We start from the raw sequence: 25936 nt of genomic DNA, 5'->3' as shown, positions 1-25936 counted from the left end.
AGATCCTGGATCGGGCCATGGAAGATGCTGGCGAGGCTTTATGTTTCGATGACTTCCCGCAACTGATGCTCAACTCGGTTGCGCCCCAGTTTTTTTGCGCGATACAGAAGACTGTCGGCCTTTTCCAGCAAATCAAGCGCTACGATTACGCCACGCTGGTGATTGGCCGTGACGCCTGCGCTGATGGTGACAATGCCTGCCGTACAGCCTCTGTGTTCAATGTTTGCAGCCTCTATTGCTGAGCGCATATCCTCAGCGATCTTCACTGCACCTGCCAGTTCTGTCTCTGGAAGCAAAATTACAAATTCTTCCCCACCATACCGGGCAGCCAGGTCGGCTGGACGATTTGTATGTTTGCTTATTAACTGGGCGATTTGCTTTAAACATTCGTCGCCGAGAACATGGCCATAATGATCGTTGTACTGCTTAAACCAATCTATATCGATCAGTATGATCGCTACGCTATTTCCAGTGCGGCATGCTCTAGACCACTCGTGTGCCAGTGTAGCGTCGAAACACCTACGGTTAGGCAACTCCGTGAGGCTGTCGGTCTTGGCAATATGCTCTAAATCACGATGTGCAATATGCAACTCTTCTTCTGCCACCAACACACGTTGGATTTGTCGGTAAAAGAGTACGCCGAGGCTGATCAGTACAAAAATGATAAGCCCTACTATAATCGATGCCTGATAGACGTACGTCCACCATGTTGCAAATACTGAATCCAACGACAGTCCTGCTGCAGCGACGATCGGAAGGCCCCGTATGCGGCTATAGGCATAGACGCGTTCTACGCCGTCCACAACCGATGTCAGGTTGGCTGTTCCTTCATCACTGTTTATTAAGTATCGACTGAACAGTTCTCCCTTTGCGATATTAGTCGTCATTAGCGCGTCAATCATGGGGCGGCGGGCGAGCAAATCGCCGTTATTGAGTGCAAGCAGTATCACCCCTTTTTTGTCTACGTCTAAACGCTCAAAGAAATGTTGAAAGTAGGCGACGGGCAATGTGGCCAACACCACGCCGCTGAAGCGGCCATCGGGGTATTGAGTGCGGCGGCTGACCGGGATGATCATGTCGCCTGTGGTGCGGCTCAAGATGACTTGGCCTATGTGGATGGCCGAGTCAGGATGGTTCTTGTGGTAGATAAAATAGGATCGATCGCTATTGTTCTTTGCGATCGTCTCTGAAGAGAACGAATTGACGACCCAGTCGCCATTCTGGTCGTAAATGAACAAGCCTTGAATGCCGTCGGTTGTCTCAACGTTGTCGGCCATTACTTTGGATAATCGAACCCTCTGTTCGTCGCTAGGTTTGTCATGTTCAACGCGCTCTGCAAGGTTGCTGAGAATACTTTCAGCCTGACGTAAGGTGTCCTGAGCCTGCTGCTCGGAAGCCCGAACAATGTTATTCACGGCAACTTGGGCATTCGTCAAGCGTTCGTCCGCCGATTGCTTTAACTGCCAGGCAAATGCAGAAACGAGCGTGACACAGACCAGGAAGATGAAAGCTATCAGGCCCACAGAAAGAGCTTTAGGTGATAATCGACCAGACACTAGCGTTATGGTTTTCATGGGCCTCGTCAGAGTGTGGGCGTGCTGGACCTTCCAGTGAATTTTCTAAAATTCATCAATCCAGGTTGAGCATACCCACCACGATCAGAATACCGAGTCAATATGGGCTTAATAAGCCAAACATGCACGCTATGAATCTACGCCAGGTCAACGTTTCGCAACCGCTGTGGTGGGCGCAGCTGTGGCGATGGGACCAGGCTTGGCATATCAAGGGAAAATTGTGGGCTGACCACCATTATTTCAACCTTGGTCTGACCACTATTCTTCGCACCCAAGAGGTTGCTCGCAGTACCTGTCCCGAAGAGTCGATGTTAGTCCAGCATAAAGAATGCTAGCGACTGAGTTTCGCATGGGCCTTGACCGTGACGATTAATGGGTGATATGGCTATCGCCAATGACATGATTTAAAGGGATTTAGTTATGAGCATAGCTGATGATTTAAAGGTCAGGTACCCCGGCGCCACGGCATGGTCATTTGGGGATACTCCAGAAATGGCCGATGAGCTCGCCGAACGGGTTGCTAAAGGCATAAAAACAGCCACCTGTTGCTCGCTCTCATCATTCAAACATGAAGATGAATCATCCACTATTGGCGGTTACAGTATCGTCCTCAACAGTCAGGGCGAACCGGTATGTGTCATTAGAGTTATTTCGATGCGTATCATTCGTTACTGCGACGTCGATCAAGACCTAGCCAGGAAGGAAGGCGAAGGGGATCTCAGCCTCAGGTACTGGAAGCAGGGTCATAAAGGTTTTTTCCAAAGAGAGGGGGCGTTCGACGAGGCTATGGAACTTGTGGCAGAAGAATTTGAGTTGGTGGAAGTGTTGTGCCCGACAAAGCGCCTCGCTAACTGTCTTTAGCCGATCAATTATATTAAACGTGGTCTGACGCTTACTCTTTATTGCTTGACCCATCCTGATTTATCAAACGGGTTAATTCCGCCCTCTATCGACATTAATAAGGAAATTATGAAGCCTCTTTACCTGTGTTCAATTCTGCTGCTGGCAGGCTGCGCCCCAGCGCCGAAATACCTCGTGCCCGCGGGGGCGCCTCACGCGCTTATCCGCAGCGAATTGGTGTCGATGGAGAATTATCGAAACGGTGTGTCGCTGGTCGAGGCGGATGCCATCGGCTGCAAATACGGCAAACCCGTGGCGACTGCGTCGGGGGAGGGCAAGCAGCTGGTTTCCGTTCACAAGAATGTATCGACGCCGGAGGGCTTTTTTCCGATTGAAGCTGGCAAGCCGCTGCACTTGGAGTTGCGCGGCGCGGCCAATGCCAATCGCTCGTGCAGCATATCGTTTGTCAGCGAATTTGCACCGGGCGCACGTTACGTGATCAAAGGCGGGATTGTCGACATCCCGGGCTCGCTAAGCCGTTGTTACATTGACATATTCAATGTCGATTCGGGCGTGCGTGTCCCCATGGCCAATGAGCCGAAAATGGAGAGCAATTGTGCGCAGGATCGGCTACCGACGCTCTAGTGGGAAGTTTCACCCTGCCTGACGCTCCCATGTGCGTTCGACTTAACCCTTTATATGCATCATTTTTGACCGGCAAGATGAGTGGAGACATGACCGGCAGCAATCGGCCAGAAGCGGACGCTCGCGACGGAACAAGCAGCATGCATCGGAGCCAGTATCACGCGTGAGGTTACTTGCGATCCCCCATGCGCCTTTTCACGCTGTAACAGTCATTAATATCGAGAGCCTTTTGATAGTATTTCGAGCGTTGTGCGCGGTTACTGTCCCCCTGTAACCGGTAAATCTCCGCTTGGTAGTCACGACTGCTGCCCCACTGCATAGCAAGGCCCACAGGTTGTTCCCGCTTGCACTCAAGCCTCACAACAGGCTGTGGAAAGTATTTTTCATAGATTGGCATGCTGGTCTCTGTGGCCTGCAATGCTGTTTGGTACAGGGGCGTGTCGGTGTACGCCAAACACCAGGATGAAATCTCAAGTGCCGGTGGAGCAAAGCCATGAGCAAGGCTTTTTTCAAACAAGGGGCAAGCTTTCTCTTTTATGACTTCGCTCGGATACAGCATCACATAGATCAGTCCGAGACGATATTGGGCCACGGGATGATCAAGGGCGGCTGCCTGCTCAAGAAGAGTGATCGCTGGCTTTAACAGTGCGCCAGCTTCATCGATCAGGGCCCAGGAGCGCGTCTTCTCTTCTGCGCTTGCTGTAGGAGTGTTAGCCGGTACTGCTTCGAGCTTGCTATTCGCCTGTTGTAGATACGGGACGGCCTGCTGATATAGGCTCTCACTGCGAGGATCGATATGAAACGTGCCGGCCATGCACAACTGTGATAGTAGGCACCCTGCTAGGATGTAACTCCAGCGATTAAGAAACATAGTTTTCTTCCTTGCGGCACACTATTTGAGAGCCGCGTAGCGTACTGATGATTTTCCCTAAAGACTACTTTCCCGGCTTTTGATTCCCTTGTCTGATGGTGAAGAGCAATAACGCGGTCTGGTCGTTTTACGCCGCCACGAGCGACTGCTCTTGGCCGTTTTCTGCCTCTCGTCAAGGGCAGTAGTCAGCTACCAGACTTAGGTAAGAACTCCATTACCTTTGCTATTGCATACTCGCACTCGTGTGAGTCTGAAGGTGGGGAGAAGAGTCCGCCAAGAGGAAAAATTACGCTGATCCATGCTTCAGGAATGCGTTGTAGCTGCCTGAGCCATTCAAATTTCTCCCGAAAAACCTCACCGATAATTTCATCCTTATCCGAGAACGACGCGCCACTCACGTACGAATTGGGCAAATCCACTTTAGAGACTGTACCCCCGAGACAGGTCACCTGGCTAAAGCTGCTCATTATGGAACCGGCACCACCTGGGTAGTCGTAGTGCGTTGATAGCGGTTTCAGGCTCCAAAGCAAGGCACCTGAAGGCACAGGCACGCTATCGGCAATCACAAGGTTGGATCCCAAACTCGTATCGCAGATTCCGGCGATGTTGCCGTTCAGTTTGAGGCGGTCCAACTCGTCGGCTATGGTTGGAAGAATTGTATTCAAGCTAGCTCGCAGGGATTCCCGCTTGGTGCGTCGGTGCTCGACTAGGTCCATTTCCCGCTCGATGCGGCGTGCATCTTTTTCTTTCTTCAGATGCTGGCGGGCGATAACTGCTTGGGAAGGTTCTAGTTGCTTTTCGAACAGGGCTGCAAGCTCTCCTCCACTTACCGCTTCGTGGGGATGCAGGTCTTGGTTATCCCTCAGATATCTCACCAGACGTGGCCAGCAACTGGTACTGAACCATTCACTCGCCCCATCTGCGCTACCTCCGCTAGCAATCACTTCAAGAGGGTCCACGCCAGCAAAGCGAAATGACCGGTGTAGGATTTTTTCCAAGATGTACGCATCGGCCTCAGATGCCAACCGAAGGCCAAGCGATTGCTGGAAATCGATGGACCCCCACCTAAAACTACGCGCCCTGGCGAGGATATTGTTCGCTTTGCCGATTTTGAATCTGGGATGCTTTAGATCGCGCAGAATATAGACATGGGACGCCATGCGTTCAATCTCCTGACCACGTGGGTATTTCCGGCGGAGCCGGGCAACTTGGAGTGTCCCAATTGCCTCCTTCTCGGCTTTTCATTCACTTGCTTCGCCTCTTTAAGCTCTTTTATGGTGGTTTACGTATTATGGGACTGGAGTTTACGGCTAGGGAGGCGATAATGTAGATGACACCGCCTGCGTTGCTTGCACTGCTTGTGATAGTGATACGGATAAGGCACGCAAAGCATGCATTAAGGCTGATACCGATGATGGGCAACTCATGTCTTTTAGGCTATCACCCGCCGCTATCGAAATAGGTCAGCTTTTTCAGAAGCTGGCACGCATCGGGCTATAGTATACTTACACAAAGTGGGGCTTCAGTTAAGAAACTTTTGTCTTGCTAATGCGCATGCTTAATAAATTTTTAAATTGATTTGCGCAGAATATTATAAGGAAATAAGGATTAACTATGCTTACCATTCCAGTGTTCCGTCCATGGCGCTCGATTTGGGATACTCAACTCAGCGATAAGATGATTAAGCTTGATGCTATTGCCGCGCAGAGGCAGCGAGGGCGTCAAAGACCTCCAGCACTTGAGGGCCTGAGTGATCACGCCCTAGTCCTTGCTGCTCTTCATTTCTCACGGGCGCGATTGAACTCCCCTGAGATATTGCACCAAAAAATCGAACCTTTACTTTTGGCATGTGTCTGGCCACGCTGGTTGCTACTGGAAGAAGCGTTAGACCACGCCACCACCTCAGGTGACCTCCACTTGGCTGCTCTAGCGCTTCGAACCCAGATCGAAGAACTCGATGCATTAAATGCCGTCGCGGAACTCTTTGAGCTTGGCAAAAAGACTCCATTTGACAGTGAGGCTGTGGCGGAAAAAATTCGTTTTCTCCAAAGTCGGGTCTTACCTAGGCTGGAATTAAAAAATAGTGAGGAGCTGACTGATCAGGCCTCAGACAAAGAGATAGCCGATAAGCGTCATGAAAGTTTGAAGCTGGCTTTCAACCAACTTAGTGAATATGTCCATCCCAACTATGGTAGCCACATTCTATCTGTGAGGCCTCACTCTATTGAGGCCGCAACTATTGTAGCTGACGCTTTTATCGTAATTTATGAAGCGTTTTTTCAATTACCATGGGTTAAAAATGACAATTACAATCATATTGGTTTTTCACCTTTGAATCAGATATCCTCAAATGATCCTTTCAGTATCTTGGCGGATGTAACTTTACCCATCCTCAAAAATATTTACTCTGTGGAAACGGGACATAGAGAAGCAGATTGGAAGGACGCAGAGGGGGCTTTTCGCCATTTTGCTAACTGCGAGTCTAACTGGGAAAGCGCTCTTGGTACTCCGCCGAGTTGGCCAACAGATGTTGAGGCAATCAAGGCTTTGAGAGAGAGCCAGCTTTCACCAAGTCTTTGGCCTGAATCGCTTAAGACAATTTCAGGGCGGAATCGATATTCGTTCTTAGTTCAACAGGAACTTCAACTTGCTCAAGCTGCTAATTCTTTACCTATACCAAATGGTTCGTATGAGGGTAATGAGCAGCTCGCGATCCTGGTTTCGAGCCTGAGCTTCAGCATCTATGTAATTGAGCACAAAATGTGGTCTATGGCTCATCAATCGGCGAGACTTGTTAACGCAGACAGCGTTCTCGGGGTGGCGCTACTCGTGCGCTCAATGCTTGAGCATCATGCATTGGCATTCGAGTTAGGGGAGAAATTAACCAAAGCTATAAGTGAAGTGGAAAAGTCTGCTCCTAACTCCGAAAGAGTTTTGAAATTATTGGCGAACGCTGAGAAACAATTGGCAAGAGTTCTTGCGGGAAGCTCGAACTTGTCAAGTGGAACGTCCGAGTGGAGGCAGCTTTGGCGAGAGTCTATCAAAAAGCCGTATAACATTCTAACTCCACTAGGGACAATGAATTCAAAACAACCAGGGGTGCTCAGCCTGTACGGTTTCTTGTCCCATGTTGCGCACGGTACAATTGCTACCGGAGGTGATCTTTTGGGAGGAGGGGGTGAAGGATGGAAGTCAGGCCATAAGAAAATTCTGGCACAATTGACACTTATGCTTTCAACGCTATGTGGGATTGGGGCGATGATGGATCGCCAAGTAGCCTCTATGCTGACCGGATCTTGGCTCGACTCGCAGCGAGAAGAATCAACTGACCTCGGAGAAAGTATCAAGGCGACGCGAATACTTGAAGGTCAAAAATTGAAATCTGGAAGGGATATTTTTGGAGTTGGAACCAAAGATGATCCTTACCGCTTTCGCGAAGGATTGGACTATCATCGGTCATTTTATCACTACTTGTCACAAGAAGGTTTAAAAGTTGACAGTCGGAGTGTTGCCCTGCTTAAGGGAGCATTTGGAGATGAGGTCAAGCTCGATGATGGAAGTGTGCTGTACTTTATGAATTCCCAGTTGAACATCTGACTCTAAGGTGAATACGTTCGTCTGAGTTGATTACCGTCCAAGGTGGCAAATTGGATCCGTTCTGGAATTATATTCTTAAGCATTCTGATTGCGGCCTTTTTCTCGCTAGTTTATTTCAGGCCGGCTGAGGCTCAGGAGTCGAGTACGTCAGACCATCCCTAGCTTGCCGTTAGAAAACGACCGCTTTGGGTCGACTGCTGCCGGTCATGAGCGAAAAACATCAGCCTTTTCGGTGATGGATTGGAACTGCTAATCCTGTAGGCCACGTACTACTTACCCGACAGAGCCGACCCGATAGCTGCGTACCAATTTTGTACCGACATGAGTCCATGCAGCGACGCCCTGCCCCTCACGACAGGCGGCCATCGGCCGTTAGCTGGCCTATATATCGTCGTGATCTTTACGATTGTTTATCGCCCAGCTGGGTTGCAAAATCGGCGGCTCACGCGGTTGAACCTTATAGACAGGGAGATCAGATGGAAACTTTCGAATTGGATGACTTGACCCATGAGCAGATCAAGGCGTTTTGCCAATTGGGTGATGAACATCTGGAAGGCGGTGATTTCAAGGCTGCCATCGGTCAGTACAACCTAGCGTGGGAGTTGATTCCAGAACCCAAAAATAACTGGGAAGCGGCGACATGGGTGCTTGCCGCTATCGGCGATGCCTGTTTTCAGGGAGGATTCTTTACCTCCGCAAAAGAGGCCCTTGAGTATGCGATGACTTGTCCCGATGCAGTCGGCAATCCATTTTTGCATTTGCGTTTGGGCCAAGCACTTTACGAGAAAGAGGAAACTGATCGAGCCGCCGATGAACTTATGCGAGCATACATGGCGGCTGGAGATGAGATTTTTGACAACGACGACCCCAAGTATTTCGCGTTCCTAAAAACGCGGGCCGTGATTTAAAAAACGGAATAGCCGCTAACAAAAGCTCGACGGCGGCAGTAATTGGCCGAGGCTGTGTAAAAACGTTTTTGAGCGCGCCAAGTGCTCAAAACCGGACTGGAAATCGCGTTTCTAAGCGAAATCCACATCTGCAGACGTGCCGATAAATTTCAGATTTAACGTAGACGCGCATACTTCAATTTTGGCGAAGCGTTTTTACACACTCTGGGCCGGTTGCTGCCGTTCGCGACCGGCAACTCTTGGCCAACATCGACCTTTCACCGCCATAAATGAATGACCCAATACAGTCCTGTTTTTTCATGTCTTTCACCCCGCGACTTTCAGCAGGGCATGTGAATTAGACGCCCTCGGACACTAACCCAGTAAAGCCACAAAAAAGCGCCGATTCGTCATCAAGGGCATTGCGACGAATCGGCGATTTTTCGGGTCGTGCTGTTGAACGCTTAGCCGCCTGTTACAGCGGCCTCGCGCTCCATCAGCCTATCTATCAATAAAACCCCCAATTCACTCAACTGGTGAATCGCCAGCGCCACATCGCGCTGTTTCCCCGTCAAGTCCTCCGACAGGTCGAGCAGCAAGGCGGTGACTGAGGAAAAGGTTTCATAGCTGTTGGTGATCAGGGTTTCGCTGCTGGCGTCGGCGGCAACGCTGAACAAACCCGGCGGTGATGACGGTGGGGCGGTTTCTGGATTGAGATAATGATCAATCGAACGATGCGCAGCCTGATTGAGTTTCAGGTCCGGTTCGTTCGGAGGGTTGGGCGTAACTTTGAACATGGTGTAATTCCTGAATGAGGCCGACACCCTTTCGCTACTACACAAAGAGGGTGGCAGCTGTACGCAGGTTAGTAGACCGGGGAATTACACAAAGCCGGCGCACCCGAAGGCGCCCTACGCACAGCCACCATCAGGCACAGACAGGAACGTCTGATAGATGAAGCTCATGCACTAAGTGTAATTGACCCAAGGGCTACTAAACCCGATCACTGAGTGTTCAGCGACCGAGCAACCTTAGAGACGCCCACTCAAGCGCACAAGCCGGCGGATTCTGACGCAAGCGTAGGCAAGGGAGCAAGGCGCTGTCGCCTCGAACTTTGCTGTTTCAGGGCTTGTTGTAGGACATGTACTCATTCTGCAAAACAATATGATCGGCCACGTACTTCGCATCGTGCCAAACCCCATAGATAAACGACGACGCGCGGTTCACCAGGTTCGGCAGGCCGAGGAAGTAAATCCCGCTCTGTGCCGAGATCCCGCGCTTGTGGAACGGCTCGCCTTTTTCGTCAAACGCATCGACCTTCAACCAGCTGAAATCGAACGTGAAGCCGGTGGCCCAGAGAATGGTGGTCACGCCCGCTGCGGCCAGGTCCAGGCTGAGGATAGGGTTAACCAGGCACTCCGGGTCTGGCAGCAGTTCCCAGGCGTCGGGTTCGAGGGGGAACGGTAAACCGTTGGCTTCGATATAGGCGTCGGCGTCGCGCAGTACATCAAAGTAGGCGCGGTCGCCTTCGGCCACGTTGTCGGCCAGGCCCGGTGCAAAGGTCATCACGCCGTCGTCCCAGCTGCGCGTCACGCCTACCAGGTTGATGCCTTGGTGTGCCAGGCGGCGGAAGTCGACGGTCTTACCGCCTTCGTAGCCGCTGACGGCAAAGGCCACGTGCTTTTTCTTCGGCTGTATTTTGACTTCGTCCCACAAGCCCAGGGCGCCAAGCCACCAGCAATAGTCACGGCTGCGGTAGGCGCGGGGCGGGCGGTAGTGTTCGCCCACGGAGAGGTACACGGTCTTGCCGGCCTTTTGCAGTTCTTCGGCGATTTGCGAACCGGAGGCGCCGGCGCCTACAACCAGTACCGCGCCTTCGGGCAACTGAGCAGGATTTTTGTAGGAGGATGAATGCAGTTGATGCAACGGCGCAGTGGCGGGAACGATAGTCGGCATCGACGGGCGTTGGAACGGGCCGGTGGCGGCCACGACATTATTGGCCTCGATCACGCCTGCGGAGGTGGTGACTTTGAAGCCGGGGCGGCCCACGTGGCGTTCCACTTGCTGGACTTCCACACCGGTGCGCACAGGGGCCTGCAATTTTTGAACGTAGGCTTCGAAGTAGTCGGCCATGCGCTCTTTGGGCGGGAAGGCTTCGGGGGAGATGCCTTCGAATTTCAGCCCCGGAAAGCGGTCGTGCCAGGCCGGGCCGTTGGCGACCAGCGAATCCCAACGCTCCGAGCGCCAACGTTCGGCGATGCGGTGGCGCTCCAGCACGATGTGGGGCACGCCCATCAGGGACAGGTGTTCGCTCATGGCGACGCCGGCCTGGCCTGCGCCGACTACCAGGGTGTTGATTGTTTCGACGGTCATTGGCGTTTCCTGAGAGTAAGAGGTTGTCTGTAACACCGAAGATCCAGTGTGGGAGCAGGCAAGCCATCTCCTACATTCGAGTGGCTGTGTTTTCGAGCCTGTATTTAAGGTTTGAGCAACGCGGCCACCGCCGTCAGTGCCAGTTCATAACCCAACGCTCCCAACCCGGCGATCACGCCGGTGGCGGCCTTGGACACGTAGGAGTGATGCCTGAAGCTCTCGCGCTTCCAGATGTTGCTCATGTGCGCTTCGATGATCGGGCCGTCGAACGCCAGCAGTGCGTCGAGGATCGGCACGGAGCTGTAGGTGAGCCCGGCGGCGTTGATCACGATGGCGTCGGCGTTCAGTCGGGCCTCTTGAATCCAGTCCACCAGCACGCCTTCGTGGTTGCTTTGGCGAAAGTCCAGGGCCAGGCCGAGCCCGGCGGCGTGGTGCTGGCAGCGGGCTTCGATGCTGGCGAAACTCTCGCTGCCGTAGGTGCCGTTTTTATCCAGCCCGTAGAGGTTGGCGTTGGGCCCATTGAGGAAAAACACGCGGTGGGGCATGGGGCTCTCCCGTTATTTAGCGACGGTCAGCAGGACTTTGCCGACGTTGGCGTTGGCTTCCAGCAGTCGGTGGGCCTCGGCTGCTTGAAGCAGCGGTAGCTGCGCGTGGATCTGCGGGCGCACCGCACTGCAGGCCAGCCAGGGTAAAAAGCGCGAGCGGATGCACACCGCCAACCGGGCTTTTTCGGCGTGGCTTTTGGGGCGCAAGGTGGAGGAGGTGAGGCTGAGGTTTTTGCGCATCAGCACCTGCAAGTCCAACTCGATGTGGGCGCCCTGCAGGAACGCCAGGCTGACGTGTCGCCCGCCCATTGCCAGGGCGGCGAGGTTGCGCGCGACGTAAGCGCCGCCGACGTTATCCAGCACCACGTCCACGCCACGCCCTTCGGTGAGGTGGTTCACCACGTCGACGAAGTCTTCGCTGTGACGGTCCACCGCTCGCCACACGCCCAGCGTTTGCAGCATCGCGACTTTCTGCGGGCCGCCCGCGGTGGCGATCACCCGTGCGCCGGCCGCCTGCGCACACTGCACGGCAAAACTGCCGACGCCACTGGCGGCGCCGTGGATCAACAGCGTGTCGCCCGTGCGCAGGCGGCCCAGTTCAAACAGGTTGTGCCACACGGTAAAGGCTGCTTCCGGCACCCCGGCGGCGTGTTGCAGCGATAATCCCGCCGGTACCGGCAGGCAATGCGCCGCGTGGGCCAGGCAATACTCGGCGTAGCCACCGCCGTTAAGCAACGCCATCACGGCGTCGCCGGGTGCGAACTCGTCCACACCGCTGCCCACCGCAACCACGGTGCCCGCCGCTTCCAGGCCGAGCACATCGGTGGCGCCAGGGGGAATCGGCGCGCCGCTGCGTTGCATCAGGTCCGGGCGATTCACGCCAGCGGCCGCCACGCGAATCAGCACCTCGCCTGCCTGGGGCGTCGGCACCGGGCGCTCTACCAGGTGCAACACATCAGGCCCGCCCGGCTCGCGGGCAATCACCGCTTTCATACGGTCCAGTCATCCGGCACGACGGCGATCACATCGATTTCCATCAGCCATTCCGGCTGGCCCAGGCCGGAAATCACCAGGCCGGTAGAGATCGGGAACACGCCTTTGAGCCATTTACCCACCTCCTGATACACCGGCTCGCGATAGCGCGGGTCGATCAGGTAGGTGGTGGTTTTCACGATATGCGACAGGTCGGAGCCTGCCTCTTCAAGCAGTTGCTTGACGTTTTTCATCGCCTGTTCGGCCTGGGCGCGTGGGTCGCCGAGGCCGACCAGGTTGCCGTCGAAATCGGTGCCGATCTGGCCGCGCACATAGACGGTGTTGCCGGCGCGCACGGCCTGGCACAGGTCGTTGTCCAGCGCCTGGTTGGGGTAGGTCTGTCGGGTGTTGAACATGCGGATGCGGGTGTGGGTGGGCATGGCGGGCTACTCATCGCAAGCGGGATGAAACAAGCTTCACATCGCCCTCGTTCTCGCGAAACCAGCATTTGCGCGGGGTAGTGCTTAGGAAAAACCGAAGCCTGTGCCCCTCATCGGCACAGCGCAGGGCCGGCGATGACCCGGCACGAACCCTGCAACGCGACCCACACAGTCATTGTTGAGGGGCAGGCGTAATGCTCAGTCGTATTACTCAGCGTCAACTGGAGTATTTTGTGGCGTCGGGAGAGGCAGGCAGCATCAGTGCTGCGGCTGAACGCATTCACGTGTCATCGCCTTCCATCTCGGCGGCCATCACCCATATGGAGGCCGAGCTGGGCATTCAGCTGTTTATTCGGCACCACGCGCAGGGCATTTCCCTCACGGCGGTGGGGCGCCAGGTGATGCAGGAGGCCAAGCTGATTCTGGAGCAGATGACCAACCTCTACACCATTGCCTCGGAGTCGTTGAACACCGTGCGCGGGCCGTTGCGGGTGGGCTGCCTGGAGTCGCTGGCGCCGATGATCACGCCGGAATTGGTGTTCGGGTTTGGCCGTGCGTTTCCTGGCGTGCGGCTGACCCAGGCCGAAGGCAACCACGAGGAACTGCTGGAAAAACTGCGCAGCGGCGAGCTGGATATCGCCCTGACCTACGACCTGGTGACCAGCCCGGATATCGACTTCCAACCCCTGGCGCACCTGCCGCCGTATGTGATGGTCGGCGAGTATCACCCGCTGGCGAACCTGCCGGCGGTGAGCATGCAGGACCTTGAGGCGTACCCGGTGGTGCTGCTCGACACGCCGTGGAGCCGCGACTATTTCCTCAGCCTGTTCATGCAGGCGGGCACCACGCCGAACATCATCATGCGCTCCACCAACCTCGAAACGGTGCGTGCGATGGTGGGCAATGGCATTGGCTACTCCTTCGCCAATGCACGGCCCAAATCGAACATGTCGCAGGATGGCAAGCGCGTGATTCGCCTGCGCCTGGCCGGCGCCCATCGGCCGATGCGGCTGGGCTACGCCACGGCGAGCAACACTCAGCTGTCGCGCGTGGTGTCGGCGTTTGCCGAGCGCTGCCGGATGTTTGTGTCCGACCAGTACATCCCCGGCATGGCCCCGCCGAGCTTTTTTGACCCGCATGCGGTGCGGGTGCTGAGTGGTGTGAGCTGAGCTTGCACCAAAAGGTGGCGGGTTCGGTGTGGCGCATCAAGGCGTGCACTGTTTCGGTCAGGGCGTAAAGCTTCCAGCACCACCTGTTCAGTGTGGGAGCGGGCTTGCCTGCGAGACAGGCACCGCGGTGTGGCAGGTCCACCCAGGTGATGCCATCGCAGGCAAGCCAGCTCCCACATTGGAATTTCAGTGTTTCCTGGCTGCATAGGTTCTGCCTACCCAGTGGGCCGGGTTTTACGAATTGACCCCAAGTGCCTCCCGCCACGACTCTCATCCCATCGATGCAGATCAACTTCTTTTTTGTTCAGGGCACCGCGACGATGACATTCGACTGGAACTACATGTTTGGTTTGCTCGGCGACGCCGAGTTCTGGCGAGCCACATGGACGGTGATCAAACTCAGCACCCTGACCTGGCTCTTGAGCATTGCCCTGGGCTTTCTGCTGGCGCTGGCCAAGCAATCCAAACAGCCGCTGCTCAGCCTGCCGGCCCGTGGCTATATCTGGTTGTTCCGCAGCTTGCCGCTGCTGGTGCTGCTGATCTTTATCTACAACTTGCCCCAGGCGCTGCCGGGCACGTCGGCGGTGCTGGCCGACCCGTTCTGGTCCGGCCTGTTGGCGCTGGTGATTTGCGAAACGGCCTATGTGGCCGAGATCCATCGCGGCGGTTTGCTCTCAATTCCCAAAGGGCAGGGCGAAGCGGCGCGCGCACTGGGCTTGAAGTTCTTCGGCACCCAGTGGCGCGTGGTCATTCCCCAGGCCTTGCGCGTGGCGTTGCCGTCGCTGGCCAACGAATACATCTCGATCGTGAAGCTCACCTCGCTGGTGTCGGTGATCTCGCTGACCGAAATCCTGATGGTCGGACAGCGCCTGTATTCGCAGAACTTCCTGGTGATCGAAACCATGGCGGCGGTGGCGTTCTTCTATGTGTTGATCGTCACCGTGTTCGATTTTTTGCTCAAGCGCCTGGAGCGCTTTCTCGACGTCAACCAGCGCAACGTGTCCCGCGTGCCGGACGCGGCGGTGCTGGCCCTGGCCACGCAACAGCGCACGGCGTTGCAGCGCCCGGCGAGCACCGGTGCATCGGCGCTGCAAGCCACGCGGTTGCACAAGGCTTACAACGATATTGAAGTGCTGGGCTCGGTCAATTTGCAGATTCAGCCGGGTGAAGTGGTGTCGGTGATCGGGCCGTCCGGCTCAGGCAAGACCACGCTGATCCGCCTGCTCAATGGCCTTGAACAGCTGGACAACGGCGAGATCACGATCAACGGCCAGCCGTTCATACATCTCAACAAGGTCGGCGCGCAGAAACCGCAGTACGTCGAGCACGCCGAGCATCGCCTGAACATCGGCATGGTGTTCCAGAGCTTCAACCTGTTCCCGCATTTGAGTGTGCTCGACAACCTGCTGATGGCGCCGAAATACCATCGCCTCGGCCGTACTGACGCGCTCAAGCAACAGGCCTACGCGCTGTTGCACAAGGTGGGCATGCTCGACCACGCCTGGAAGTACCCGCACCAGTTGTCCGGCGGCCAGCAACAGCGCGTGGCCATCGCCCGCGCCTTGATGATGCGCCCGCAAATCATGCTGTTCGACGAGCCCACCTCGGCGCTCGACCCAGAAAAAGTCAACGAAGTGCTGCAGGTCATCGAAGCCCTGGCCGGGGAGGGCATCACCATGGTGATCGTCACTCACGAGATGAACTTCGCCTTCAAGGTCTCCGACCGCATCGTGTTCATGGAGAAGGGCCGTGTGGTGTGCGACGACACCCCGCAGGCTTTGCGCAGCGGCCACAACCCACGCGTGGAGGCGTTCCTCAAGGACGTCTCGCTGGCGTGATCTCTTTTACGTTCAGGACACAACAATATGATCGAGCAAGCTCAAATCGAACAGTTCCAGCGCGACGGATTCCTGGTGGTAGAAGGCGTGCTGTCGCTGGACGAAGTGGCCACGCTGCAACACGACTTCGACCAGTGGGTGGAAGAGAGCCGCCGCCACGACCAGGGTTGGGGTGCCACGGTGGACGGGCGCGCACGCTTTGACCTGGAGGGCGACCACCGCCCGGATCACCCGTCGTTGCGCCGGGTGAGTTCGCCCACCGAGATTTCCCCGGTGTACGAGCGCGTGGCGTTGCACTCACGGATGGCGGCGATTTCTGCGCAGTTGATCGGCGCTGGCGGCGCGCGTTTTCATCACAGCAAAATCAATTCGAAACTGCCGCACACCGCGACCCAGGTGAAGTGGCACCAGGACTTTCTGTTCACGCCCCACAGCAACGACGACATCGTGACGGCCTTGCTGATGGTCAGTGAAGTGACCCCGCAAAACGGCCCTCTGAATGTGATCCCCGGCAGCCACAAAGGCCCGCTGTGGTCGCACTGGCAGAACCAGCGGTTCACCGGTTCGGTAGAGGATGCGGTGGTCGAAGAACACTGCCAGCAACCGGTCGCCTGTTACGGCCCGGCCGGCTCCGTGTGCTTCATGCACACGCGCCTGTTACATGCTTCGAGCCCTAACGAGACCGAACTGCCGCGCACTCTTTTTATCAGCGTATACGCCGCTGAAGACGCGCTGCCATTCGGTGAAAACCCGTTGCCCAGTGCACACGCCGGCGTGTTGGTGGCCGGTGAAGAAAGTGGCTTGGTGCGCTCCACGGACAACCATCTGCGCTTGCCGCAGAAACCCCGTGGCGCGTCCTTTTTCGTGCAACAGGCCGGCCAAGATTCCGCGACTGCCTAACCCCCTAAAACCCTTGCAGGTAATGACCATGACAGCGTCTAAAAAAAGTGTTCGCCCTCTTGCCGTGTGCCTGCTGGGCGCTGCGGTTGCACTGACCTCGTTGGCGGCTTCGGCGTTCCAGCAGGAAGGCAAGCTCATCGCCGGTTCCGATGTGACGTTTTTTCCCTATGAGTACATGGATAACAACAAGCCCGCAGGCTTTGATATCGAGTTCATGGACGGCCTGGGCAAGGTCATGGGCCGCAAGGTCGAGACCCTCGATACACGCTTTCCCAACCTGATCACTGGCCTGCAGGCCGGGCGGTTCGACCTGACCAACTCGTCGATGTACATCACTGCAGAGCGGGTCAAAGTCATCGACATGATCCCTTACCTGAAAAGCGGCGAGTCGATCCTCACCCTCAAGGACAGCGCCTTCCAGCCCAAGACTCCGGAAGAATTCTGCGGCCACAAGATCGGCTCCATGGGCGCCACTTCCTGGCTGGCGCAGATGAACAAATTGTCGGCTGATTATTGCGTGGCCAAGGGGTTGAAGCCGATTCAGATCAGCGAATACAGCACCGACCCGCAAACCACCCAGGCCTTGCTCGCACACGCCGTGGAAGCGCAGATCACCGACGCCGCCGTGGCCCGTGGTGTGGTCGACAAGCTGGGCAGCCGCGTGGTGATTTCTTCCGACACCCTGATCTACCCGGTGCTTAACGGCTTTGGCGTGAAGAAGGGCAATGACACGGTGAAGAAAGCCCTGCTCGACGGGCTGGAAAAATACCGCGCCACCCCGGAATACGCCGCCTTGCTCAAGAAGTACAACTTTGAGGCCCCGACCGACGCCGACATCGCAGCGCTGATGCCCCAGTAAGCCTATCGCGCGGCCGCAGCCCTGCGGTCGCGCCTTGCGGAGACCGATTCATGGCGTTATCCCTTGAAGAACAGACTCGCATCGACCTGGCGGCGACCTTTCGTATCATTGCGCATGTGGGCATGCACGAAGCGGTGGCCAACCACTTCAGCGCCGCCGTGTCGGCCGATGGCAAACAGTTTTTGCTCAACCCGAAGTGGAAGCACTTTTCGCGTATCCGCGCCAGTGACCTGTTGCTGTTGAACGCCGACGACCCCGCCAGCGCCGACCACCCGAATGTGGACGCCACCGCCTGGTCAATCCACGGGCAGATTCACCGCCTGTTGCCGCAAACCCGCGCGGTGTTGCACTTGCACCCGGTGTACACCACGGCAGTGGCCTGCCTGGCCACACCGCATGTGCCGCCGATCGACCAGAACACCGCGCGGTACTTCAACCGTGTGGCCGTGGACGAACTGTATGGCGGTATGGCGGACACCGAAGCCGAAGGCGCGCGCCTGGCCGGGTTGCTTGATGGCAAGCGTCGCTTGTTGATGGGGAACCACGGTGTGATGGTGACGGCGGCGTCCATCGGTGAAGCCTTTGACGACATCTGGACCCTGGAGCGCGCCTGCCAGATTCTGGTGACGGCGTGGTCCACCGGCCAGCCGCTGCGGGTGCTGTCGGATGAGGTGGCGGAAAAAACCGCGCGGGGCTGGGAAGGCATCGCGGATTTTTCGCAGCAGCACTTTGAAGAAATGAAGCAAATGATGATCGACGCCGATCCTTCGGTGCTCGACTGAGGGCTTTTTATGACGTTTTCCGTTGTGGCTAGCTGCGCCGAGACGGGCCAGTTGGGTATTGCGATCAGCTCTTCAAGCATTGCCGTTGGCGCGCGTTGCCCGTGGCTGCGCCCCGGTGTGGGCGCGGTGGCGTCGCAGAACATCACCTTGCCGAGCCTGGGCCCGCAGATCCTCGACGTGCTCGGGCAGGGCGTGGCGCCGAGTGAGGCGCTGGCAGAGGTATTAGCCGCTCAGGCGCATAGCCAATATCGCCAGGTCACCGTGATTGATCATCAGGGCCGCACCGCACATTTCAGCGGCGCACAGACCCTGGGCATTCATGCGGCGCAGAGCGGTGAGCAGTGCGTGGCGGCGGGCAATATGCTGGCTGACGCCAGTGTGATCGAAGCCATGGTGCGTGCTTTCGAACGTGCGCCGGGGCAGCTTGCCGAACGCTTGCTGGCCGCGCTGCACGCCGGGCAGGCCAGGGGCGGCGAGGCAGGCCCGGTGCATTCGGCCGCCTTGGTGGTGGTCGATGACCTGCTGTGGCCCATCGTCAATTTGCGGGTGGACTGGGCCGATGAAGACCCGATCGGCGCCCTCGACCAACTCTGGCAGGCCTATCGCGGCCAACTGCAGGATTACATCGACCGCGCCATCAACCCGCAACACGCACCGGGCTATGCGGTGCCGGGAGATGACCGATGAGCAACAGCCGTGAGTTACTCGCGCAACTGGTGCGCTTTGATACCACCAGCCGTGAATCCAACCTGGCCTTGATCGACTTCGTGCGCACCTATTTGCAAGGCCACGGGGTGGCCTGTGAGCTGGTGTTCAACGCGCACAAGAGCAAGGCCAACCTGCTGGCGAGCATTGGCCCGGCCGGGCTGCCCGGCATTGTGTTGTCCGGCCACACGGATGTGGTGCCGGTGGATGGCCAGCGTTGGACGGTCGCGCCGTTCGACCTCACGGAACAGGACGGCAAGTTGTATGGCCGTGGCGCCGCCGATATGAAGGGCTACATCGCGTGTGTACTGGCCAGCGTGCCGTCGCTGGTGCAAGCGCCGTTGCGGATGCCGGTGCATATCGCGCTGTCCTATGACGAAGAGGTCGGCTGCCTGGGCGTGCGTTCGTTGATCGAGAGGTTTCACGCGCAACCAGTCAAGCCGCTGCTGTGTGTGATCGGTGAGCCGACCGAACTCAAGCCGGTGCTGGGTCACAAGGGCAAGCTGGCGATGCGCTGCGAAGTGCATGGCGCGGCGTGCCATTCGGCCTATGCGCCGTCCGGTGTCAACGCCATCGAATACGCCGCCCGGTTGATCAGTGAACTGGTGCGGCTCGGTGAAACGCTCAAGGCGCCGCAGCAGCTTGACGGGCGATTTGACCCGCCATTTTCCACGGTTCAAACCGGCGTGATAAGCGGCGGCAAGGCGCTGAATATCGTCCCGCAAAATTGCACGTTTGATTTTGAAGTGCGCTCGCTGCCGGCCCAGGACCCCTGGCAAGTGGCGGACGCGTTACGCGGCTACGCTGAACACACCTTGTTGCCGGCAATGCAGGCCGTGAGCGAGCAGTGCGCGATCAGCTTCAGCGAACTGTCGAGCTACCCGGGCCTGGCCACTTCGGCCGAAAGCCAGGCGGCTGCCTGGGTTGCCGAGTTCTGTGGTTCGCCGGCGTACGGCACGGTGGCCTTCGGCACTGAAGGCGGGTTGTTTGATCAGGCCGGTATCCCGACGGTGGTGTGCGGGCCGGGCAGTATGGAGCAGGGGCACAAGCCGGATGAGTTCATCAGCCTGGAACAGTTGGCGGCGTGTGATCGGATGCTGGCGCGGGTGGTGGAGTTTGTGAGGCGGTGACACCGACACCTGTCCCAAGCCATGCGCGGGTAACCCTGTGGGAGCGGGCGTGCTCGCGAAGGCGTCGTGTCAGTCACCCACTCTATTGACTGGCCCACCGAATTCGCGAGCACGCCCGCTCCCGCCTTTGCCCGGTGTTGTGGCTTCAACCGGGCAACGCTCAGCCCTTGGCCACGCCCACTCGCCACTGCGCCGGTGGCAGCAACCCGTTCACCAGGTAATTACCCACAATCCGCGACTTGTACACCCGTGGATTATGGTTCGCCAACGTGCGCGCATTGCGCCATAGCCGGTCCAGCGCCTTGTTGCTCGCCGTTGCACTGGCGCCCAGCGCGTCAAACAGCGCGGTGGTCGCCGCGAGTGTGGCATCCACCACTGGGTTGACTGCCAGGCACACCTCCAATTCCGCCAATGCCACGTGCGGGTCATCGTCATGCAACGGCTGCTCGTGGGCGATCACATACTGCGCGGTCTGCTCCAGGCGCTGCGCCGCTTGCTGGCTGATGGCTTGCGCGGCATACGCCTGGCTGGCGACTTCGCCGATCACTTGCAGCAGTTGCACGTCGTGCGCGGCGGTGTCGGCATTGCCGGTGGTGAAGGTCCGGGCGCGCTGGCTGAGTTCTTGCGCACCACTCAACGCAGCGCGGCGGGCGATGCCGGCGAGGGTGCTGAGGTGGTAGATCTGGAAGAAGGATTGGCCGTAGCCGAAGCGCTGGTGTGTGGGGCGCAGGTCGTCTTCCACCGGCGCATTGTCAAAGACGCATGTACCGCTGGCGGTGAGGCGTTGGCCGAAGCCGTTCCAGTCGTCGATGATCTGAACGCCAGGGGCTTTGAGGTCGACCACCACGCTGTACACCGTGCCGTCTTCGCCCGTGGCGATGGTGTTGATCAGGTCACTGTAGAGCGCGCCGGTGGTGTAGAACTTTTTGCCGCTGATGCGCAACGTGCCCTGTGCATCACGGTGAAGGCGGGTGTCGAAATCACCCCGGGTCTGGTTGCCGACTTCCGTGCTGCCGGGGGAGAGCAGCGCGCCCTGGCCGAGTCGGTGCAGCCATTTGGCGCGCCAGTCGAGGTCTTTGGCGCAGAGTACGTCTTCGCAAAAACCAAAATGCCCGCGCAGGGCCTGGGTGATGTTGGAGTCGGCGGCGGATAACTCGGTGAGCAGCGCGAGCAGTTCAACCAGTGTCGCGTCCTGGCCGCCCTCACTCACGGGTAAGCGCCAACGGGGCAAGCCCAGTTTATTCAGCTGCTGGATAACGTTAGTGAGGCTGGCGCGGGTTTGATCAGCCTCGGCGGCTTGGGCAAGGATCTGCGCAAACAGTGGGCGAAACGGTGCGGCCAGTTGTTCGTAACGGGCGGAGGGCGCGCAGCCCCAGATATTCAAAGCGGGAGTCGACATGCAATGGACCTTGCAGAAAGGGATTCAGGCGCGGGGTCCAGTGGTCTGGTGGCGTCACCCTAACTCAGGGAGGGCAAAGTTTTTAATACGGAAAAAACCTATCGAGCTGCGCCGCAGTTCTATCGATAGTGCTCAACAGTATTAATCACTGCGCCTTTATTGCGTTAGCTTCTAGGGGCGCCACACTTGGCGACCGATCAAACCCTCCCTCATCACCAGACTGCATGCGCACAGATGGTTGAGTCAGCCATTAACCGTGTGGATGCCTTTCATGATCAATCGTCAAACAATGCTCGCCCTGCTGGGCCTGGCTTCGCTAACGCTGCACGGCCCTTCGGCGTGGGCGGCAGAGCCCCAGACCCTGACGGTGGGCGACCAGTTTTTCTCCAATCGCATCGTCCTGGAACTGTCGGGCGAGCTCAAAGACTTGCCGTACAAAATCGACTTCAAGCGCTTTAACACCGGTTCGCCGGTGGCCTCGGCGGTTGCCAGTGGTGCGCTCGACGTGGGCATTGTCGGCGACACGCCGGTGATCAGCCTTGCCGCCAATGGGGCGCCGGTGAAAGTGGTGGCCAGCACCCAGACCAGTCTTGACGGTGTAGGCATCGTCGCGCGTAAAGGCATCCATTCGGTGGCCGACCTGAAAGGCAAAACCGTCGCGATCTGGAACGGCTCGTGGAGCCAGCAACTGGCCTATAAAGCGCTGGATGAAGCCGGCGTACCGCGCAACAGCGTGACCTTCAAATTCCTGTTGCCAGCCGAAGCCAGCCTGGCACTGACCCAAGGCGACATTGATGCCTTTGGCACCTGGGAACCCTATGTGTCGTTGCAAGAGAAAGAAGGCAGCACGCTGATCCGCAATGCCAAGGGCTTGATGAGCGCACCGACCTACATCGTTGCGTATGAACCGGCGCTGGCGCAAAAAAGCGCGATCATCAAAGACTTTGTCGCGCGCCTGACGCGTGCTCGGGTCTGGAGTAACACGCACGTTGATGAGTATGCCGAGGCGTGGTCGAAGGCCAACCAGTCCTCGCCGGACATTGCCAAGGTGTGGTTCAAGCGTGACGCGATCAAGGTGCTGCCGATCTCGCCGACGATTGTCAGCGAGGCCCAGGCCACGGCGGATTTCCTGGTGGATGCGCAGATGCTCAAACAGCGGTATGACGTGACGCCGTTGTTTGATCGGGCCCTTTAAACACGAGGGAAACAAGCGCTAATAGTATTGACCGCCTGATGGCACGGGGGCTGGGCTAGGGTTTTTTATTCCGGTTAGCGCCGGGATAAAAAATCACTGGCATCAGCAAGGAGTAGCCAGTAGGCTACAGGTGAAACGTGACTAATTTGATCGGCAGGACGCCGGAGTTTGATACATGGCTCGACGGTATGAGGGATGTTTGGGGAAAAACTGCAATTCTGACCCGGCTGGATCGAGCCGAGGAAAACAATTTTGGCGATTGCGAACCCGTAGGCGATGGGTTGAGTGAAATGCGTGTCTTCGTCGGGCCCGGCTACAGGGTGTACTTTGTGCGCACGGGAATCACCGCTTACCTGATGCTGTGGGGAAGCGATAAAACCGATCAGAGGCGAGGAATCAAGCGGGCAAAAGAGATACTCGATGCCCTGAGAGGTCAATGAAATGAGCAAATCGACATTCAAACCCGAGGACATGCCGATCCTCGATCTCGACACATCAGGCACTCATGTCTATGAGGCTTCGCGCTTCCTGGACAGCCCCGAAATCATCAGTGCTTACCTGGCGCAAAGCCTTAAGTCCCAAGACCCGCAGATACTCATGAAGGCGCTCGCCGAAGTGGCCAAGGCCCAAGGCGTTAACAAGGTTGCCGAGGCAGCAGGGGTTAATCGGGAGAGTCTGTATAAAACCCTCAAGGGCGGCTCAAAAACGCGCTTTGAAACCATCAAGAAGCTGATGCTGGCGTTGGGCGTGGAGCTCACTGTGCAACCTGTTGCAACGAGCGCACTTAAAAAATTGCCACGGCAAAACGGGCAATAGCCAGCAAAAGGCAAGGGTCACCGTATCTTTCTGCCTGCCGTCATGTTCTTGTCACGCGCTCATGCGATTTTCCCTCACCCCCGAAAAAACAAAGCAACTGACTGCGCTTGAGCCGCACTTCAAGGAGATTCAATCATGAGGGTAGTGACCTCCGGCTCGGCCTATCTGGACATCGATGCGTACGCCTGCTGCATTGCGTACGCCGAACTGCTTAATCACCAGGGCATTGAGGCGCGTGCCGTGAGCAGCGCACCGTTGAATTTCAGTATTTGCAGGAGCGTGCTCGACTGGAACGCTTCGCTGGACGATTACCTGCCCATGGCCGGCGATGAGTTCGTGTTGGTGGACGTCTCCGACTACCATCACTTCGACCCGAGCGTGGTGCTCGATCAGGTGCGGGAAGTCATCGACCATCATCCCGGCTTTGAAATCCATTGGTCGCAAAAGCTTGGCGCGGGTGCCGATATCCGCCCAATCGGCGCAGCGGCGACACTGGTCTTCCAGCGTTGGGAAAAATCCGGACTGATGCCGCAGATCAGCCGACACAGCGCGGCATTGTTGGCCACGGCGATTCTGGACAATACCCTGAATTTCACCGGGAAAATGACCACAGCCCTGGATATCTGGGCATACGAGGTGCTCGCGCAGCGGGCGGGCTTGTCTGCAGACTGGCCGGTGCGCTATTTCAGCGAATGTCAGGCCGCGATCGAGGCCGACCTGCTGAACGCCCTGGCAGCCGATATGAAACAGATGAGTGCCGCACGCAACTTGCCGTGGCTTATCGCGCAAATGACGGTGTGGGATGCACAGGCGTTGGTCCAGCGGCATCGCGCAGCCATTGAACAATGGCTGGCGGCGCAAGGTGAGGACTGGCTGTTGAACGCCATCAGCATTCGCGAGCGCAAAAGCTATTGGCTGGCAGGGCCGTTGCTCAGCCAGCAAAAGCTGAGTCTGCTGCTGTCGCTCAACTGGCAAGGTGCACAGGCGGTGCTGGGGCGCGCCATGCAGCGCAAGGAGCTGGTGAAGCTGGCCTTGGCTGCCATGAACGAAGGGCTCAACGTACCAGGCAAGGCTGTTTGTTGTTGAAGACCCAGCCTGGAATCAAAAACTGCATCGCCACGCTGTCATTCCGTGCCCCAAGGCCCATGCCTTTGTACAGCTCATGGGCCTTGGCCACCGCGTCCATGTCGATCTCCACGCCCAGGCCCGGCTTGGCCGGCACCTTCACGTAGCCGCCTTCGATTTTCAGTGGCTCCCTGGTCAGGCGCTGGCCGTCCTGCCAGATCCAGTGAGTGTCGATGGCGGTGATGTCGCCCGGCGCCGCCGCCGCCACCTGGGTGAACATCGCCAGGGAAATATCGAAGTGGTTGTTGGAGTGCGAACCCCAGGTCAGGCCCCAGTCATTGCACATCTGCGCCACACGCACCGAGCCTTGCATCGTCCAGAAGTGTGGGTCGGCGAGCGGAATATCCACCGATTGCAGCTGGATGGCGTGGCCCATTTCGCGCCAGTCGGTGGCGATCATGTTGGTCGCGGTTTTCAAACCCGTGGCCCGGCGAAATTCAGCCATGACTTCGCGGCCCGAGTAGCCATTTTCCGCGCCGCACGGGTCTTCGGCGTAAGCCAGCACGTGGTGTTGATCGCGGCACAGGCGGATGGCTTCTTTCAATGACCACGCGCCGTTCGGGTCGAGGGTGATGCGTGCATCCGGGAAGCGTTCGGCCAGTGCCGTCACGGCTTCGATTTCTTCGTCGCCGCTCAATACGCCGCCCTTGAGCTTGAAGTCGTTGAAGCCGTATTTGTCTTTGGCGGCTTCGGCCAGGCGCACCACCGCTTCGGCCGTCATGGCTTTTTCGTGACGCAAACGAAACCACGCGTCATCCGCGTCGGCCTCGTTGCGGTAGGCCAGGTCGGTGGCGGTGCGATCACCCACGTAGAACAGGTAGCCAAGCATTTTTACCGCGTCGCGCTGCTGGCCTTCGCCGAGCAAGGCGGCCACCGGCACGTCGAGGAATTGACCCAGCAGGTCGAGCAAGGCGGCTTCCATGGCGGTGACGGCATGAATGGTGATGCGCAGGTCAAAGGTTTGCAGGCCACGGCCGGCGGCATCCCTTGAGGCAAAGGTGGTACGCATCTGGTTCAGGATGCGCTGGTACTGGCCGATGGGTTGGCCGATCACCAGGCTGCGCGCGTCTTCCAGCGTTTCGCGAATGCGCTCGCCACCGGGTACTTCACCGACACCGGTATTGCCGGAACTGTCTTTGAGAATCACGATATTGCGCGTAAAAAACGGCCCGTGTGCGCCGCTCAGGTTCAGCAGCATGCTGTCGTGGCCTGCCACCGGGATGACGTGGAAGTGGGTGACGACGGGTGATTTGGACGTGGTCATGGCAAATTCC

General features: G+C 57.5%; 25 protein-coding genes. 15 read left to right on the top strand and 10 right to left on the bottom strand.

Annotated elements, in window-relative coordinates; genetic code table 11:
- Positions 1-38 precede the first annotated feature (38 nt).
- Positions 39-1574 carry a sensor domain-containing diguanylate cyclase gene (locus tag A7J50_RS19720; RefSeq protein ID WP_064453316.1) on the bottom strand — a complete coding sequence of 512 codons (1536 nt, stop codon included), beginning with the start codon at positions 1572-1574 and terminating at the stop codon, positions 39-41.
- A gap of 420 nt (positions 1575-1994) precedes the next feature.
- On the opposite strand from A7J50_RS19720, the gene A7J50_RS19715 reads away from it, so the two are divergent.
- Positions 1995-2435 (top strand): ASCH domain-containing protein, encoded by a 441-nt coding sequence (locus A7J50_RS19715; RefSeq protein WP_064453315.1) that lies wholly within the window; start codon positions 1995-1997, stop codon positions 2433-2435.
- A gap of 108 nt (positions 2436-2543) precedes the next feature.
- Entirely contained in the window at positions 2544-3059 is a 516-nt protein-coding gene (locus tag A7J50_RS19710; RefSeq protein ID WP_064453314.1) for a hypothetical protein, read from the top strand.
- 169 nt (positions 3060-3228) lie between these two features.
- Here A7J50_RS19710 and A7J50_RS19705 read toward each other — a convergent pair whose 3' ends face one another.
- Both A7J50_RS19705 and A7J50_RS19700 read right to left on the bottom strand, forming a co-directional pair.
- Positions 3229-3930, bottom strand: a complete 702-nt coding sequence (locus A7J50_RS19705) for a hypothetical protein (RefSeq protein ID WP_064453313.1) — start codon at positions 3928-3930, stop codon at positions 3229-3231.
- A gap of 185 nt (positions 3931-4115) precedes the next feature.
- The gene (locus A7J50_RS19700; RefSeq protein WP_064453312.1) at positions 4116-5090 is read right to left on the bottom strand and encodes a GIY-YIG nuclease family protein; all 975 of its coding nucleotides are present in this window, start codon (positions 5088-5090) and stop codon (positions 4116-4118) included.
- 454 nt (positions 5091-5544) lie between these two features.
- Between A7J50_RS19700 and A7J50_RS19695 the strand changes: the two genes are divergently transcribed.
- Together A7J50_RS19695 and A7J50_RS19690 are read left to right on the top strand one after the other, a co-directional pair.
- Positions 5545-7527 (top strand): hypothetical protein, encoded by a 1983-nt coding sequence (locus A7J50_RS19695; RefSeq protein ID WP_064453311.1) that lies wholly within the window; start codon positions 5545-5547, stop codon positions 7525-7527.
- Positions 7528-8003: 476 nt separating this feature from the next.
- Positions 8004-8435 (top strand): tetratricopeptide repeat protein, encoded by a 432-nt coding sequence (locus tag A7J50_RS19690; protein WP_064453310.1) that lies wholly within the window; start codon positions 8004-8006, stop codon positions 8433-8435.
- 443 nt (positions 8436-8878) lie between these two features.
- On the opposite strand, the gene A7J50_RS19685 is transcribed toward A7J50_RS19690, so the two are convergent.
- The 5 genes from A7J50_RS19685 to A7J50_RS19665 form a co-directional block, all read right to left on the bottom strand.
- Positions 8879-9211, bottom strand: coding sequence for a DUF6124 family protein (locus tag A7J50_RS19685; protein WP_064453309.1), 333 nt, complete (start codon positions 9209-9211; stop codon positions 8879-8881).
- Positions 9212-9536: 325 nt separating this feature from the next.
- Positions 9537-10787, bottom strand: a complete 1251-nt coding sequence (locus tag A7J50_RS19680) for a flavin-containing monooxygenase (protein WP_064453308.1) — start codon at positions 10785-10787, stop codon at positions 9537-9539.
- 104 nt (positions 10788-10891) lie between these two features.
- Positions 10892-11332 (bottom strand): type II 3-dehydroquinate dehydratase, encoded by a 441-nt coding sequence (locus A7J50_RS19675; protein ID WP_064453307.1) that lies wholly within the window; start codon positions 11330-11332, stop codon positions 10892-10894.
- Between the two features lie 12 nt (positions 11333-11344).
- Positions 11345-12325: an NAD(P)H-quinone oxidoreductase gene (locus A7J50_RS19670; protein ID WP_064453306.1), complete on the bottom strand. Its 981-nt coding sequence runs from the start codon at positions 12323-12325 to the stop codon at positions 11345-11347.
- A complete protein-coding gene (locus A7J50_RS19665) occupies positions 12322-12744 on the bottom strand; it encodes a RidA family protein (protein ID WP_064453305.1) in 423 nt (140 codons plus the stop codon). The genes A7J50_RS19670 and A7J50_RS19665 overlap by 4 nt, the downstream gene beginning before the upstream one ends.
- 194 nt (positions 12745-12938) lie before the next feature.
- Here A7J50_RS19665 and A7J50_RS19660 point away from each other — a divergent pair, with 194 nt between their 5' ends.
- The 7 genes from A7J50_RS19660 to argE all read left to right on the top strand — a co-directional run bounded on the left by A7J50_RS19660 (position 12939) and on the right by argE (position 20127).
- On the top strand, positions 12939-13913 hold the full coding sequence (locus tag A7J50_RS19660) for a LysR family transcriptional regulator (RefSeq protein ID WP_064453304.1): 975 nt from the start codon (positions 12939-12941) through the stop codon (positions 13911-13913).
- Between the two features lie 320 nt (positions 13914-14233).
- Positions 14234-15751, top strand: a complete 1518-nt coding sequence (locus A7J50_RS19655; protein ID WP_064454984.1) for an amino acid ABC transporter permease/ATP-binding protein — start codon at positions 14234-14236, stop codon at positions 15749-15751.
- A 27-nt stretch (positions 15752-15778) separates the two neighbouring features.
- Positions 15779-16651 (top strand): phytanoyl-CoA dioxygenase family protein, encoded by an 873-nt coding sequence (locus A7J50_RS19650; protein ID WP_064453303.1) that lies wholly within the window; start codon positions 15779-15781, stop codon positions 16649-16651.
- Between the two features lie 28 nt (positions 16652-16679).
- Entirely contained in the window at positions 16680-17510 is an 831-nt protein-coding gene (locus A7J50_RS19645) for an ABC transporter substrate-binding protein (RefSeq protein ID WP_064453302.1), read from the top strand.
- A 50-nt stretch (positions 17511-17560) separates the two neighbouring features.
- Positions 17561-18292 (top strand): class II aldolase and adducin N-terminal domain-containing protein, encoded by a 732-nt coding sequence (locus A7J50_RS19640; RefSeq protein ID WP_064453301.1) that lies wholly within the window; start codon positions 17561-17563, stop codon positions 18290-18292.
- A 9-nt stretch (positions 18293-18301) separates the two neighbouring features.
- Positions 18302-18979 carry a DUF1028 domain-containing protein gene (locus A7J50_RS19635; protein WP_064453300.1) on the top strand — a complete coding sequence of 226 codons (678 nt, stop codon included), beginning with the start codon at positions 18302-18304 and terminating at the stop codon, positions 18977-18979.
- A complete protein-coding gene (gene argE, locus A7J50_RS19630; protein WP_064453299.1) occupies positions 18976-20127 on the top strand; it encodes an acetylornithine deacetylase in 1152 nt (383 codons plus the stop codon). Before A7J50_RS19635 ends, argE begins: the two co-directional genes overlap by 4 nt.
- Before the next feature lie 160 nt (positions 20128-20287).
- On the opposite strand, the gene A7J50_RS19625 is transcribed toward argE, so the two are convergent.
- Positions 20288-21526: an acyl-CoA dehydrogenase family protein gene (locus A7J50_RS19625; RefSeq protein ID WP_064453298.1), complete on the bottom strand. Its 1239-nt coding sequence runs from the start codon at positions 21524-21526 to the stop codon at positions 20288-20290.
- A gap of 271 nt (positions 21527-21797) precedes the next feature.
- Between A7J50_RS19625 and A7J50_RS19620 the strand changes: the two genes are divergently transcribed.
- The 4 genes from A7J50_RS19620 to A7J50_RS19605 all read left to right on the top strand — a co-directional run bounded on the left by A7J50_RS19620 (position 21798) and on the right by A7J50_RS19605 (position 24623).
- Positions 21798-22721 carry an ABC transporter substrate-binding protein gene (locus A7J50_RS19620; RefSeq protein WP_064453297.1) on the top strand — a complete coding sequence of 308 codons (924 nt, stop codon included), beginning with the start codon at positions 21798-21800 and terminating at the stop codon, positions 22719-22721.
- 137 nt (positions 22722-22858) lie between these two features.
- Positions 22859-23161 carry a type II toxin-antitoxin system RelE/ParE family toxin gene (locus tag A7J50_RS19615; RefSeq protein WP_064453296.1) on the top strand — a complete coding sequence of 101 codons (303 nt, stop codon included), beginning with the start codon at positions 22859-22861 and terminating at the stop codon, positions 23159-23161.
- 1 nt (position 23162) lies between these two features.
- The gene (locus tag A7J50_RS19610; RefSeq protein WP_064453295.1) at positions 23163-23537 is read left to right on the top strand and encodes an addiction module antidote protein; all 375 of its coding nucleotides are present in this window, start codon (positions 23163-23165) and stop codon (positions 23535-23537) included.
- Between the two features lie 135 nt (positions 23538-23672).
- Positions 23673-24623, top strand: a complete 951-nt coding sequence (locus tag A7J50_RS19605; protein ID WP_064453294.1) for a DHH family phosphoesterase — start codon at positions 23673-23675, stop codon at positions 24621-24623.
- Here A7J50_RS19605 and gudD read toward each other — a convergent pair.
- Positions 24592-25926 (bottom strand): glucarate dehydratase, encoded by a 1335-nt coding sequence (gene gudD, locus A7J50_RS19600; RefSeq protein ID WP_064453293.1) that lies wholly within the window; start codon positions 25924-25926, stop codon positions 24592-24594. The two genes, A7J50_RS19605 and gudD, sit on opposite strands and share 32 nt — an antisense overlap.
- Between the last annotated feature and the right edge of the window lie 10 nt (positions 25927-25936).

The organism is Pseudomonas antarctica, assembly GCF_001647715.1.
GTDB classification, from domain to species: domain Bacteria; phylum Pseudomonadota; class Gammaproteobacteria; order Pseudomonadales; family Pseudomonadaceae; genus Aquipseudomonas; species Aquipseudomonas antarctica_A.
This window is presented reverse-complemented; position numbering and strand designations above follow the sequence as displayed.

Coding starts and splice junctions, on each gene's coding strand:
- A7J50_RS19650 (WP_064453303.1), top strand. CDS start 15,779: ATGATCGAGCAAGCTCAAATCGAACAGTTCCAGCGCGACGGATTCCTG.
- A7J50_RS19720 (WP_064453316.1), bottom strand. CDS start 1,574: ATGAAAACCATAACGCTAGTGTCTGGTCGATTATCACCTAAAGCTCTT.
- A7J50_RS19705 (WP_064453313.1), bottom strand. CDS start 3,930: ATGTTTCTTAATCGCTGGAGTTACATCCTAGCAGGGTGCCTACTATCA.
- gudD (WP_064453293.1), bottom strand. CDS start 25,926: ATGACCACGTCCAAATCACCCGTCGTCACCCACTTCCACGTCATCCCG.
- A7J50_RS19675 (WP_064453307.1), bottom strand. CDS start 11,332: ATGCCCCACCGCGTGTTTTTCCTCAATGGGCCCAACGCCAACCTCTAC.
- A7J50_RS19655 (WP_064454984.1), top strand. CDS start 14,234: ATGACATTCGACTGGAACTACATGTTTGGTTTGCTCGGCGACGCCGAG.
- A7J50_RS19610 (WP_064453295.1), top strand. CDS start 23,163: ATGAGCAAATCGACATTCAAACCCGAGGACATGCCGATCCTCGATCTC.
- A7J50_RS19620 (WP_064453297.1), top strand. CDS start 21,798: ATGATCAATCGTCAAACAATGCTCGCCCTGCTGGGCCTGGCTTCGCTA.
- A7J50_RS19625 (WP_064453298.1), bottom strand. CDS start 21,526: ATGTCGACTCCCGCTTTGAATATCTGGGGCTGCGCGCCCTCCGCCCGT.
- A7J50_RS19665 (WP_064453305.1), bottom strand. CDS start 12,744: ATGCCCACCCACACCCGCATCCGCATGTTCAACACCCGACAGACCTAC.
- A7J50_RS19645 (WP_064453302.1), top strand. CDS start 16,680: ATGACAGCGTCTAAAAAAAGTGTTCGCCCTCTTGCCGTGTGCCTGCTG.
- A7J50_RS19685 (WP_064453309.1), bottom strand. CDS start 9,211: ATGTTCAAAGTTACGCCCAACCCTCCGAACGAACCGGACCTGAAACTC.
- A7J50_RS19670 (WP_064453306.1), bottom strand. CDS start 12,325: ATGAAAGCGGTGATTGCCCGCGAGCCGGGCGGGCCTGATGTGTTGCAC.
- argE (WP_064453299.1), top strand. CDS start 18,976: ATGAGCAACAGCCGTGAGTTACTCGCGCAACTGGTGCGCTTTGATACC.
- A7J50_RS19715 (WP_064453315.1), top strand. CDS start 1,995: ATGAGCATAGCTGATGATTTAAAGGTCAGGTACCCCGGCGCCACGGCA.
- A7J50_RS19710 (WP_064453314.1), top strand. CDS start 2,544: ATGAAGCCTCTTTACCTGTGTTCAATTCTGCTGCTGGCAGGCTGCGCC.
- A7J50_RS19695 (WP_064453311.1), top strand. CDS start 5,545: ATGCTTACCATTCCAGTGTTCCGTCCATGGCGCTCGATTTGGGATACT.
- A7J50_RS19660 (WP_064453304.1), top strand. CDS start 12,939: ATGCTCAGTCGTATTACTCAGCGTCAACTGGAGTATTTTGTGGCGTCG.
- A7J50_RS19700 (WP_064453312.1), bottom strand. CDS start 5,090: ATGGCGTCCCATGTCTATATTCTGCGCGATCTAAAGCATCCCAGATTC.
- A7J50_RS19605 (WP_064453294.1), top strand. CDS start 23,673: ATGAGGGTAGTGACCTCCGGCTCGGCCTATCTGGACATCGATGCGTAC.
- A7J50_RS19640 (WP_064453301.1), top strand. CDS start 17,561: ATGGCGTTATCCCTTGAAGAACAGACTCGCATCGACCTGGCGGCGACC.
- A7J50_RS19690 (WP_064453310.1), top strand. CDS start 8,004: ATGGAAACTTTCGAATTGGATGACTTGACCCATGAGCAGATCAAGGCG.
- A7J50_RS19635 (WP_064453300.1), top strand. CDS start 18,302: ATGACGTTTTCCGTTGTGGCTAGCTGCGCCGAGACGGGCCAGTTGGGT.
- A7J50_RS19680 (WP_064453308.1), bottom strand. CDS start 10,787: ATGACCGTCGAAACAATCAACACCCTGGTAGTCGGCGCAGGCCAGGCC.